Genomic DNA, 12158 nt, shown 5'->3' with positions numbered 1-12158 from the left:
CTGCTAGAAACACCACCATGCTGACCGTCTCCGGTGCCCTCCGCGTCCTCGTCGACCCCCGGACCGAACGGGAGGGCGACGTCGTCGTCGACGACGGCAGCGGCCTCGCCACCACCCTGGACGCATCCGGGTGCGTCGTCACGGCCGGCCTCGTCAACGCGCACCACCACCTCCTCCAGACCGCGTTCCGCACCCTGCCCGGCACCCGCGGCGTGCCGATGGCGGCCTGGCTCCCGACCATGGCCGCGGCGTACGGACGGGTGGGGCACGACCCCGAGCTGTACGCACTGGCGGCGTCCGCCGGAGCCGCGGAGGGCCTCCTGTCCGGCGTCACGACGATCGCCGACCACCACCTGAACTGGCCCGCCTCGGCGACCACGGACGACACCGTCGCGCTCGGCGCGGCCACCGTGGGCGCGGTCCGCGGTCTCGGCGGGCGGCTCGTCTTCGTCCGCGGCTCGGCACGGGACGACCCGGACCGCGCGGCGGCCTCGGCGGACGCGATCGCGTCGCGACTGCTGCACGACGACGCCGTCGGCGGCGTGGACCCGGACGGCGGGCTCCAGGTCGCCGTCGGTCCGGCGGGCGTGCACTCCGACGGCGAGGCGACCTTCCGCGCGCTCGGCGAGGTGGCGACGCGACACGGACTCCGCCGGCGGACCCAGGCCAACGAACAGGTCGACACCGCGATCGCGCTCGAGCGCTACGGCCGTCGTCCGCTCGACCTGCTCGAGGAGTGGGGGTGGCTCGCGCCGGACGTCACGATCGCGCACCTCTGCGACGTCACCGACGACGAGATCGCCCGGCTCGCGGCCGCAGGCGTCACCGCCACGCACGCACCCGGGTGCGACGTGCCGATGGGCTGGGGCATCGCTCCCGTCGCACGGCTCGCCGCGGCCGGGGTCCCGGTCGGCCTCGGCACGAGCGGCGGCGGCAGCAACGACGCCGGACACCTGCTCGCGGACGCCCGGCTCGCCATGCAGGTGTCGGCGCTGGTCGGGCCGCAGCTGCCGGCGCGGCAGGTGCTCGGCGCGGCGACGGAGGGTTCCGCGGCGGGGCTCGGGCGCCCGGAGCTCGGGCACCTCGGCGACGGGAGCGCGGGCGACCTGTGCGTGTGGGACGTCTCCGGGGTGGCGGACGCGGGAGTCGCCGACCCCGTCGCGGGACTCCTCTGGGCCGCTCCCGGGCGGCGGCCCCGACACGTCGTCGTGGGTGGACGCGTGGTCGTCCGCGACGGGGAGCTCGTCGCGGCGGACGAGCGGGAGATCGCAGCGCGACTGGCCGAACGGCTGGCCCGGACACCCGCCGTCGTCTGACCGGATCACGCGCCGCCGGCTCAGCTCGTGGACACCGCCCGGCGGTGGATGGGACCGGCACCGTCGACGAGCGCCCCGCCACCGGCGCCGGTCCGGACCGCGATCACCTCCGCCATGATCGCGACCGCCATCTCGGCCGGCGTCGTCGCACCGATGTCGAGCCCGATCGGGGAACGCAGCCGGTCAGTGTCCGGAGTCCCCAGCGCGCGCAGCTCCGCCATCCGGCGGCCGTTCGTCGTGCGGGAGCCCATCGCCCCGACGTACCCGGCACCCCGACGGAGCGCCGAGTCGACCACGGCGGCGTCGAACCGGTCGTCGTGCGAGAGCACCACGACGGCGGTGGTCGCGTCCACCGGCAACGCCTCGACCACACGCGTCGGCCAGCCCACGATGCGTTCGTCGGCGGCCGGGAAGCGCTCGTCGGTCAGGAACACCGGCCGCGGGTCGACGACCGTCACGGCGTAGCCGAGCACCGCGGCCGCGTTCGTGATGGCCACGGCGAACTCGACCGCGCCCACAACGATGCACCGCGGCCGGACGTCGGCCCGCTCGACGAAGAGCCGGCCGCCGCAGCCGTCGGGGACGTGCACGACCGCGCCGAGCGTCGCCGGGTCGAGCGAGAGGCCGAGCGACGTCGGCACCCCGGACGCCGCGCGCCGGAGTGCGTCCACGACGTCGACGTCCTCGGGACTGACGCGACGGACCAGGACCTCGACTCGACCGCCGCAGCGGAGCGCCGGTGCCCACATCGCGTCGACGTCGTCCGGGTCGTCGTCGAACCCGAAGCGTTCGAGCACCGCCTCGCCGGTCTCGAGGACCTGCTCCGCAGTGTCGAACAGCGCCCCCTCGACGCACCCGCCGGAGATGGTGCCGACGACCTGGCCGCCGGGCAGGACGGCCATCGACGAGCCGACGCCGGTCGGCGCGCTGCCCGTCATCGCGACGGCCGTCGCGACGACCACGGGGTCCCCCGCGTCGAGGGCGGCCAGGAGGCGCGGTGTCAGTTCGAACATCACGCACCCCCGGCATCGGTCACGTCCTGGAGCATCGCCCAGACCCGGTCGCGCGTCATCGGCAGCCGGTGGGGGCGCACGCCGACGGCGTCGCGCACCGCGTTCGCGACGGCTGGCGCGACCGGGTTGTACGGCGCCTCGCTCATCGACTTCGCGCCGAGGGGGCCGAGCGGGTCGTGCGTGTCGGCGAAGCGCACCTCGGTGCGGGGCACGTCGGAGATCTTCGGCACCCGGTACGCCCGGAACGCGTCGGTCGTCACCCGACCGGTCTCGTCCAGCACGACCTCCTCGTAGAGCGCCGAGCCGATCGCCTGCGCGGCACCGCCCTCCACCTGGCCGCGGAGCTGTTCCGGGTTCAGGACGGTGCCGGCGTCCACCGCCTGCACGCTGTGCAGCACGCGGACCTCACCCGTCGGCCGGTGCACCGCCACCCGGGCGCCGTGCACGGTGAACGCGAGCGACCGTGGCGTGCCGTCGTGGCTGCCGTGCGCGATGAGCGGGCCGTCGGCGAGCAGCTCGGAGTGCCCGACGAGCTCCTCCCCGACGCGGACGCCGTCCGGCCCGACCGAGACCGCCGGCCCGAGCGGCCCCGACGCGGTCCGGGGTGTCCGGGCGGCCACGATCCCGAGGGCGCGCCCGGTCATGTCCTCCCGCAGTGCCTGCGCCGCGGCGTACAGCGCCTTGCCGGCGACCACGACCCCGGCGGACCCGAACGCCCCGGTGTCGTGCCGGGCTGCGTCGGTGTCCGACTGGTGCACGTCGACCCGGTCCGTGGTGGTGCCGAGGGCGGTGGCGACGAGCTGCGTGTGCACCGTCGTCGTCCCGTTGCCGAACTCGGCCGTGCCGACGCCGATTCGGTACCGGCCCTCCGCCGTGGCCTCGACCGACACGTGCGCGTGGTGCCCGCGCGGCGGCATCGTCGCGATCGCCGCGAGGGCGACCCCGGTGCCGAACGCCCAGTCGCCCGAGTCGTCCAGCGGCGGACCGTCCATGCGTGGGACCTCGGGCACCGGTGCGCGGAGGGCGTCCTCCACCAGGTCGATGCACTGGTCGAGTCCGTAACTGCCCTCCCAGCGCAGGTCGTCCTGCTCGTCCGGGTCCGTGACCACGAGGGGGTCTCCGGGGACCACGACGTTCCGCCGCCGCAGGTCGAGCGGGTCGATGCCGAGTTCCCGGGCGAGCTCGTCCATGGCGGACTCGATCGCGAACACGACCTGGCCGAGTCCGTACCCGCGGAACGCCCCGGACGGCAGGTTGTTCGTGTACACGGACTCCGCGTCCACGCGCTTCGACGGGCACCGGTAGACGGCGACGGACTCGCTGACGGAGTGGAACATGACACCGATCCCGTGGTTGCCGTACGCGCCGGTGTCCATGGTCTGGTCGACGTGCAGTGCCGTCAGGTGCCCCTCGGCGTCGGCACCGAGCCGGACCCGCACGCGCATCGGGTGCCGGGCCGGGGCGATCGTGAACTCGTCACGCCGACTGAACTCGTACTGCACCGCGCGGCCGGTCCGCAGCACCGCGAGGGTGACCAGGTCCTCGGTCAGCAACTCCTGCTTCCCGCCGAACCCACCGCCGACGCGCTTCGCGATGACACGGACTCGGGTCGGGTCGAGGCCGAACACGTGCGCGATCTCGTCCCGCACCAGGAACGGGACCTGCGTCGCGGTCCGGAGCACGAGTCGCCCGTCCCGGTCGACGGACCCGCGGGTCGCGTGGGTCTCGAGCGCGGCGTGCGAGACGCGGCCCGTGGTCCAGGTGCCCTCGACGGTGGCCGCGGACGCCGCCAGGGCTCCGTCGACGTCGCCCGTCTCACCGTGCAGGGCGGCGACCACGTTGCGGCCCGGCTCGGCGATCCGGTGCTCCTGGGTCGTCTTGTCGGCGTGCAGGAGCGGAGCACCGGCAGCACGGGCCGCGTCCGGGTCGTGCACGCTGGGCAGCACCTCGTAGCGCACCCGCACGAGGGCGCAGGCCCGCTCGGCGATCCGGACGTCGTCCGCGACCACTGCGGCCACGCGCTGCCCACGGAAACGGAGCATCCGGTCGAGCACCCGGGTGTCGTCCGGGTCGTCCAGGCGGGACTCGTGCCGACCGGTGGAGAACAACACGCCGGGGTCGTCGTGGTGCGTGAGGACGGCGTGCACGCCCGGGAGGGCTTCGGCCTCCGCCGTGTCGATCGACACGATGCGGGCGTGCGGGTGCGGGCTGCCGAGGACCGCGAGGTGCAGCAGACCCTCGGTCCGCCGCACGTCGAGCGTGTACTCCTCGCGTCCGGTCACGATCGCCATCGCGGCGGGAGCGGCGACCGACGTGCCGATCGCCTGACCGGCCGCCGCGCACGCCGTGTTCGCGACCCCGTCCAGGGCGTCCTCGATCGCCCGGTACCCGGTGCACCGGCAGAGGTTGCCCTTCAACGCGCGGTGCCGGTCGGCCAGCGCGTCCTCGTCGAGCGTGGAAGCCGTGACGACGTACCCGGCGGTGCAGAAGCCGCACTGGAAGCCCGGGGCCTCGGCGAACGCGCGCTGCACGGGGTGCGGGTCCTCGGGCGTGCCGAGCCCGGCCGCCGTGGTGACGGCACGCCCCGCCATCCGGTGCGCCGGCGTGATGCAGGAGTGGACGGGCACACCGTCGACGAGCACCGAGCACGCACCGCAGTCGCCCGCGTCGCAGCCCTTCTTCACCGACGTCACCCCGTGCTCGCGGAGCAGGGTGCGGAGGACCTGACCGGGCTGCGGTTCGGCGTCCACCGTCGCGCCGTCGACCTCGAACCTCATGCCGCACCGCCCGTCGTCCCGAGCGCCTCGGTGACGAGCTCCGCCGCGAACCGCCGGGTCACCGCGCGCCGCCAGTCGGGGGAACCGTGCGGGTCGTCGTACCAGGCGTCGTGGGCCGCCAGCCGTGCATCGACCTCCGCGGCGGTCGGGATCCCGGGGTGACGGAGCACGAGCGGCCGCGGGGTCGCGCCGGTCACGACGAGGGCGAATCCCGACGCCGACCACCGCGTCGTGACGAGTGCGCCGGTCCGGCCGTGCGGGCTGAGGGACACCCGGCGGAACCCGGTGCGCGCCACGAGGGCCGCACGTGGCACGTCGAACGCCCGGATGACCTCACCCGGCGCGAGGTCGGTCGTCCGCGGCCCGGTGACCAGGTCCGCCACCGGGACCCGGCGCTCCCCGCCGTCCGGGGTCCAGACCTCCGCGATCGCGTCGAGCGTCACGAGCAGCGCGGTGATCGCCCCCGCCGGCAGGGCGACCGCGACGTTGCCGCCGACCGTCGCCTGGTTCCACACCTTGAACGACGCCAGCAACGCGTTGGCGCACCGGTCGACGAGCGGCCAGGCACGCCAGTCGTCCTCGGGCGCCACACGCAGCAACGACGCGATCGTGCACGTCGCGGCGATCCGGAGCCCTCCGGCGCTGCGCTCGGTGTCGCGCCACCCCAGTGCGGTGAGGTCGACGAGCCCGGTCAGACCCGGCTGCTCCTCCGAGTACAGCCAGGTGCCACCGGCGAGGGGATGCTCACCGGGGCCGAAGGAGAGGTCGTCGCGGTGCGACGGTGTCCGCACGGTGCGGACGGAGACGAGGTCCATTGCAGGGTCCGATCGGGATGGGGGAACGGGTGTCGGTGGCGCCGTCGGACCGTCGTCCGTGCGCGATCATCCCGCGGTTCCACGCCGAGGACCGCCGGGGTGCGGATGTGTGCGCCACGGGTCCCTCCTCGATCGGGTGCGTCGTGGCGGCAACGCTATGGAACGGGTGTTTCCGTGTGGTTACGGGCGTTCGACGGCTGCGTCACGACCGGGCCGTGGCCGCTGGCGGAGGTCGTGACGTGTTCGACCCACCGCCGAAACACGCGGATGTCATCGTCGCCTCCATGGAGATCACCGACGTCCAGCCAGTCCCCACCACCACGACCGTCCGCCTCGGTGCGAACCAGTACGGCAAGGCCGAGGTCCGGCTCGTCCGGGTGACGCGCGACACCGACCGGCACGAGATCGAGGACCTGACCGTCACGACGCAGTTGCGCGGCGCGGCGCTCGCCGACTCGTACACCGAGGGCGACAACGCGAAGGTCGTCGCGACGGACACGCAGAAGAACACGGTCTACGCCTTCGCGAAGGAGCACGGGGTCGGGACGCCGGAGGAGTTCCTGCTGCGACTCGGCCGGCACTTCAGCACCGCCTTCGACTGGTACGACGGCTCCACCCTGTCGGCCGAGCAGCACACGTGGGAGCGGATCGTCGTCGACGGCCGGGAGCACGATCACTCGTTCGTCCGGGCCGGCCGCGGAACCCGCACGGCCGTGGTGCAGGTCGACGGCGACGACGTGCACGTGCTCGCCGGGGTCACCGACCTGACGGTCCTGAAGTCGACGGGCAGCGAGTTCCACGGGTTCCCGCGTGACGGGTACACGACGCTCGCGGAGACCGACGACCGGATCCTCGCGACCTCGGTGACGGCCCGCTGGCGGTACACACCCGAGGCGGTGGCGGCGGGCATCGACTACGACGCCGTGTACGCCGGCGTCCTCGACCGCATGCTCGCGACGTTCGCCGAGCTGCACTCCCTGGCGCTGCAGCAGACCCTGTTCGCGATGGGCCGCTCGGCGATCGAGGCGTTCCCGGAGATCGCCGAGGTGCGGTTCTCGATGCCGAACAAGCACCACTTCCTGGTCGACCTCGCACCGTTCGGCCTGGACAACCCCGGCGAGGTGTTCTTCGCCGCCGACCGGCCCTACGGCCTCATCTCCGGCACCGTCGTGCGCGACGGCGTCGCGGAGGCCCCTGCTGCGTGGACGTCGGTGCCGGCGTTCGTGTGACCGACGTGGTGGGCGTGCTGCTCGCCGCCGGTGCGGGGACGCGGATGGGGCGGCCGAAGGCGCTGGTCGCCGAGCCGGACGGCACCCCGTGGCTGCACCTCGGCGTCGACGCGCTCTTCCTCGGCGGCTGCGACCGGGTCGTCGTCGTCCTCGGTGCCGCCGCCGACCGGGCGCGGGCCGTCGTGCCCGCCGTGGACGGGGTCACCATCGTCGTCGCGGACGACTGGTCAGCGGGGCCGGGCGCGTCGCTCGCCGTCGGGCTCGCGGCCGTCACCGGTCCGGCGACGGCCTGCGTCTCCCTGGTCGACCTGCCGGGGCTGCCCGCGTCGGCCGTCCGGCGGGTGATCGGCGACGGCGACCACCCGACGGCGCTCCGCCGTGCGGTCCACCACGGCGTACCGGGACACCCGGTGGTCGTCGGCTCCCAGCACCGCGCCGCGCTGGTCGCCGCGCTGTCCCGCGACCCCGCGCACGGTGCCGGCCCGTGGCTCGCGTCATCGGGCGCGGAGCCCGTCGAGTGCGGCGACCTGTGGGACGGTCACGACCAGGACCACCCGGTCGTCCCGCACTGAACCCACGGCGCGTCAGCGCGGGATGACCGAGAACAGGAACTTCTTGCGGACCATGTACCAGGCCAGCAGGATCAACGCCGAGTGCACCACGAAGCCGATCCAGAAGTCGCCCCACGGCACGCCGGGGATCGACGCGATCGCCAGCGCGAAGAACACCTGCCACACGAAGACGTAGAGGCTCGCCTGCCCGATCGGGATCCAGAGCCAGCCGATCGCCTTTGCGATCGGCTTCCAGAACACCGTCAGGATCGCGTACGACACGATCGCGAAGAACGCGATGTCGACCAGTCGGCCCCACTGCAGGTCCACCCGCTGGTACGCCGTGTTGTACAGGTCCTCGTACATCGACGCCGGGAACGGGACCGGTGTGAACCCGGCGTGGTTCGCCGCCCAGACGTACACCAGGAACGCCGCGTAGCCGCCGACACCGATGCCGACCAGGACCTTGCCGAGCCGCCCGGTGAGCGCGCCGATGATCTGCCGTCGGTAGTACCCGAGCACGAGTCCGTGGGTGAACACGACCTGCCAGGTGAGCAGCGGGAAGACCGCCTCGAACTGCGAGTTCAGCGGGCGGAACTCCGGGTTGAGGGCCTGGAACACGTACAGCGCCCAGCTCACGACGAGCACCACCCACCAGAAGCCGCGGCGGATCAGCCAGAGCAGCGGCGGGATGAACAGGCTCAGCACCACGAACAGGCCCATGATGTTGAACGGCCACGGGCCCATCTCGAGCAGCAGGAACTGTCGGATGGCGTACCACGGCGGCGGGTAGCCGAGCAGCTGCATCGCGTTCGGGTACAGGTCGTACACCCGGCCCTCGGCACCGACGCCCCCGGTTCCGGTCCCCCGGTCGGTGAACGTCGTGATCGCGTCGGTGTTCAGGAACGGGACGAAGCTCAGCGCGAAGACGACAGCGATCACCACGAGCGTGACGAGGTACTGCTTGCGGGCACGCTTCCACGCCCCGATCGCGGCCGCCCACTCGCCGAACTTCTTGATGGCGAACGGGTAGGTCATGCCGAGGACCATGCCGGACAGGAACACGAACATCTCGGCACCGGTGATCGCACCGACCGCGTGCAGCGTGAGGTACGAGTACGGCCCGCCGATCTCGATGTGGGTGATCACCACCGCCAGGATGATGAACCCGCGGAACAGGTCGAGCCGCAGGTCGCGCCCGGGTTTCCCGTCGTCGGGGTAGCGCCAGCTCGGCAGCAACCGCCCGAACAGCCCGCTCAGCAGGAACACCACCGCCAGGCCCACGGCGACCCAGACGATCCACGCCATCTGGTCGCCGCCGGTGTCGTACTGCTGGTCGGTCGCGGCGTTGCGCTGCTGCGTGGTGATGCGGTCGGTGACGGGCCCGAAGGCGAAGTGGTCGCCGCGCTCGAGGTCGGTGCGGAACGAACCGGCGATCCCCGGCACCGCGGTGTCGCGGTGTCGGCGACACGGTTGCCGGCCTCGGGCTCGCGGCGGTTCGTCTCGAGGAAGGTCACGCCCCGGATCAACGGGCGGTCCTGGACCGAGGTGATCACCTGCCGCCACCAGCCCTGCTTGACCGGGAGCTCCGCATCGCCCCGGCGGGTGTGGTCGTACAGCGCACCGGTGTCGAGCAGCATCGACCGGTCGCCGTCGACGGCGAAGCGGTCGTAGAAGCTGTCCGCCTGCTGCTGCTCGTAGCCCCACGTCTCGTCGAACCGGGACTCGACCTCGCCGCGCTCCGGCACGTCGTTGCGGGTGAGGGGGACGTCACGACCGGCGGCTTCGGTCGAGGACCGCGCCCTGCGTCGCCGCGGCACGCGTCGCGCGGAGGAGCTCTCGCCGGGCCGGGCGGTCGAGCGGGTAGTCGATCTCCACCCCGTACATCGACGGCGTCGCACCGAGCCGTCCCTCGTACCCCGCCGGGGAGTCGTCGCCCCAGTCGAGGTCCGAGCCGAACCAGGTCGTTGCGCTCGCCGGCTCCGTCGCCGCGGTAGTGTGCACCGTCACCGCGGACGCCGGCAGTGCACCGCCGAGCAGGAGTGTCGCGATCGTGACGAGGACGGCGACCACGCGGGCCGCCAGCAGCCTCACCGGTCGCACACCAGCGTCCAGACGTTGTGTCCGTGCTCGTGCCGGTGCTCCAGCCGGTCGAGGGCGGCGATCGCGAGCGCCAGGCCGCGTCCGCTCTCCTGCTCGACGTCGGCCATCGTGACGGCGCTCAGGTCGATGTCCACGGGCAGACCGTTGTCGGTGAGCTCCGCGGTGAGCGCCCGGTCGGTCGACTCGAGTCGCACGGTGTAGCGCCGACCGGCCTCCTGGTCGGAACGCGCGGTGTGCTCGACGATGTTCGCGGCGACCTCGGCCAGCGCGGTCTCCAGCGCGAAGCGGAGCCGGGCGTCGTCGATACCGAGCCCGTCCCACCAGGCGCCGAAGCGATCCTGGACCTCGTCGAGCGACACGGGCGTCGCGGCGACGTCGAAGGTGGTCTCGGCGCTCACAGTGGTCCTCCGGCGGTGCTCGACTCGTGCTCTGACTGGACTCCCGTGCTCGGGCCGCGGTAGAGCACGGCCCGGATCACGATGCTGAAGATGAACAGGTCGAAGACGACCCACGCGGTGTTGACGAGCGGCGCGATGCCCGACGCCTGCCCGGTCAAGTAGCGGATGCCGATCAGGAGCAGTGCCGCGACCAGCGCCCCCATCGCGATGAGCTGCGGCTTGACGAGGTCCCACCGGGGCTTCTGCTCGGTCTCGTCGCGCACCTTCGGCGTGACCCGGAACCCGAGCGGCTTGCCGCGGAACACTTTCTCGAACGCACTCGTCACCGCCTCGATCCACACCGGGAAGAGCGCGAGCGAGTACTGCTGCCCGCGCCACGTCGGTCTGCCGGCGGCCACCACCCAGAACAGCAGCTGGTTGAGCACGAGGAACGGGATCAGCCGTGCGAAGAAGTCGACGCTGTAGGCCTGCACCGGGACGACTCCGAACGACAGGCAGAGCACCGGGGCAGCGATGTAGACGATCGCGGCGAACCCGGACAGGTAGCTCCACATCGTCGAGAAGTACATCAGGCGCTGGCCCCAGGACAGGCCCTTCTGCACCAGGGGGTTCTCGCGGAAGAACACCTGCATGGTGCCCTGCGCCCACCGGAGCCGCTGCACGAGCATGGTCGGCAGGTCCTCCGGCGCCAGGCCCTTCGCCAGGATCTCGTCGTGGTACGCCGACTTCCAGCCGAGCCCGTGCAGCCGCATGGCGGTCGCCATGTCCTCGGTCACCGAGATCGTCGCCAGCGGCATGATCGGCTGCGCCTCGTCGTCGCGGTTGACGTCGAGTGCCCGTGCGAGGACCGCGATCGTCGGGCCGTGCCGGTGGTCAGCCGGCGGCGGTCCTGGCGGCTGACCTCGAGCGCCGTCACCCGGTCACTCCGTCTGCGGGGTCGCCGGCCGAGCTGCGTCGCAAGGGTGCCTCCTGATCCGCGCGGACCCCGGCCGCAGCGCACGCCCGGGTGTGGTGCCGTCCGGCAGCTGCCCAGGGGACATCGTGCCGGCCGTCCGCTCCGGTCGTCGGGCACGACCTCGGCGTAGGGACCTGTCTACCGCAGTGACCGGCACTCTGTCAGGCCCCGAGTGCGAGTCGTGGACAACGCCCTGGGCAGACCCGCACGACCGGGTCAGAACGCGGCGGCGAACCCGAGGTCGTCGGCGAGCCGCGCGATCACCTGGTCGAAGTAGGCGGCGCCGTCGGACACCGAGCCGACGAAGTGGCCGAAGAGCTCGAACGAGATCGTCCCGAACACCGTCGACCAGGCCATCAGGGTGCGGACCAGGACCTCGTCGGGCAGTGCGATGCCGAACGACCGCAGGGTGGTCACTGCGTCCGCGACGGCGGGACCGGCCACCCCGGGAGCCGCCGTGGGCGCGGCGGGTGATCCGGGCCTCCCGTCCGCCCCCGACGCCGACGTGACGTCCCCGCCGGGCGCGACCGCATCGGCCACCACCCGCACCAGCGCGAGCGTCGTCCGCGCGGCGGGCACGACCGTCTCGCGCGGTGCGGCGTAGCCCGGCACGGGCGACCCGAACAGCAGCGCGAAGTCGCCCGGGTGCGCGACGGACCAGGACCGGATCGCGCGGCACGCGGCGACCCAGCGTGCACCCGGTTCCGGGCCGGCCGCGGCGTCAGCAGCCTCGACCGCTGCGCCGAGTTCGTCGTAGTCGACGATGAGCAGTGCCGTCAGCAGCTCGTCGCGACTCGGGAAGTACCGGTACACCGCGGACGACACCATGCCGACGTCGCGGGCGACGGCACGGAGGCTGAGCGCTGCGGGCCCCTCGTCGGTGAGGCGGGTGCGCGCGGCGGCCAGGATGTCCGCTCGGATCGTCTGCCGGGCGAGCTCGCGTGCTGTCGGTGCCATCCGATCACCATGCCACACGAGAGCACTGCACACAAATGAGAGCA

10 protein-coding genes and 1 pseudogene are annotated in these 12158 nt (G+C 73.0%); 3 read left to right on the top strand and 8 right to left on the bottom strand.

Features of this window, described 5'->3' with window-relative positions; all coding sequences use genetic code 11:
* Window positions 1-17: 17 nt before the first annotated feature.
* Complete coding sequence (locus ITJ69_RS02975) at window positions 18-1316, top strand: amidohydrolase family protein (protein WP_194671962.1); 1299 nt, start codon at window positions 18-20, stop codon at window positions 1314-1316.
* Window positions 1317-1336: 20 nt separating this feature from the next.
* Here the strand turns inward: ITJ69_RS02975 and ITJ69_RS02970 are convergent, their stop codons facing one another.
* From ITJ69_RS02970 to ITJ69_RS02960, 3 genes are read right to left on the bottom strand one after another with little or no spacing between them, the layout of a single operon-like run.
* Window positions 1337-2329 (bottom strand): XdhC family protein, encoded by a 993-nt coding sequence (locus ITJ69_RS02970; protein ID WP_194671961.1) that lies wholly within the window; start codon window positions 2327-2329, stop codon window positions 1337-1339.
* Complete coding sequence (locus tag ITJ69_RS02965) at window positions 2329-5106, bottom strand: molybdopterin-dependent oxidoreductase (RefSeq protein WP_194671960.1); 2778 nt, start codon at window positions 5104-5106, stop codon at window positions 2329-2331. The genes ITJ69_RS02970 and ITJ69_RS02965 overlap by 1 nt, the downstream gene beginning before the upstream one ends.
* Window positions 5103-5921: an FAD binding domain-containing protein gene (locus ITJ69_RS02960; protein ID WP_194671959.1), complete on the bottom strand. Its 819-nt coding sequence runs from the start codon at window positions 5919-5921 to the stop codon at window positions 5103-5105. Before ITJ69_RS02960 ends, ITJ69_RS02965 begins: the two co-directional genes overlap by 4 nt.
* 284 nt (window positions 5922-6205) lie before the next feature.
* Here ITJ69_RS02960 and pucL point away from each other — a divergent pair, with 284 nt between their 5' ends.
* Both pucL and ITJ69_RS02950 read left to right on the top strand, forming a co-directional pair.
* Window positions 6206-7150: a factor-independent urate hydroxylase gene (pucL, locus tag ITJ69_RS02955; protein WP_111084926.1), complete on the top strand. Its 945-nt coding sequence runs from the start codon at window positions 6206-6208 to the stop codon at window positions 7148-7150.
* Window positions 7147-7722 carry a nucleotidyltransferase family protein gene (locus ITJ69_RS02950; RefSeq protein ID WP_323742926.1) on the top strand — a complete coding sequence of 192 codons (576 nt, stop codon included), beginning with the start codon at window positions 7147-7149 and terminating at the stop codon, window positions 7720-7722. Before pucL ends, ITJ69_RS02950 begins: the two co-directional genes overlap by 4 nt.
* 12 nt (window positions 7723-7734) lie before the next feature.
* On the opposite strand, the gene ITJ69_RS02945 is transcribed toward ITJ69_RS02950, so the two are convergent.
* From ITJ69_RS02945 to ITJ69_RS02925, 5 genes and pseudogenes are all read right to left on the bottom strand, one after another.
* A complete protein-coding gene (locus tag ITJ69_RS02945; RefSeq protein WP_194671958.1) occupies window positions 7735-9147 on the bottom strand; it encodes an OpgC family protein in 1413 nt (470 codons plus the stop codon).
* Window positions 9148-9471: 324 nt separating this feature from the next.
* Complete coding sequence (locus tag ITJ69_RS02940) at window positions 9472-9795, bottom strand: hypothetical protein (protein WP_194671957.1); 324 nt, start codon at window positions 9793-9795, stop codon at window positions 9472-9474.
* Window positions 9792-10202 (bottom strand): ATP-binding protein, encoded by a 411-nt coding sequence (locus ITJ69_RS02935; protein WP_111084901.1) that lies wholly within the window; start codon window positions 10200-10202, stop codon window positions 9792-9794. Before ITJ69_RS02935 ends, ITJ69_RS02940 begins: the two co-directional genes overlap by 4 nt.
* Window positions 10199-11056 (bottom strand): annotated as a pseudogene (locus tag ITJ69_RS02930) (glycosyltransferase family 2 protein); the annotation flags it as partial. The gene ITJ69_RS02935 and the pseudogene ITJ69_RS02930, both read right to left, overlap by 4 nt.
* A 317-nt stretch (window positions 11057-11373) precedes the next feature.
* The gene (locus ITJ69_RS02925) at window positions 11374-12114 is read right to left on the bottom strand and encodes a TetR/AcrR family transcriptional regulator (protein ID WP_194671956.1); all 741 of its coding nucleotides are present in this window, start codon (window positions 12112-12114) and stop codon (window positions 11374-11376) included.
* Window positions 12115-12158 lie beyond the last annotated feature (44 nt).

Source organism: Curtobacterium sp. VKM Ac-2887, assembly GCF_015350935.1.
GTDB lineage: Bacteria > Actinomycetota > Actinomycetes > Actinomycetales > Microbacteriaceae > Curtobacterium.
The sequence above is the reverse complement of the archived record's forward strand: the minus strand, read 5'-3'. Positions and strand labels throughout refer to the sequence as shown.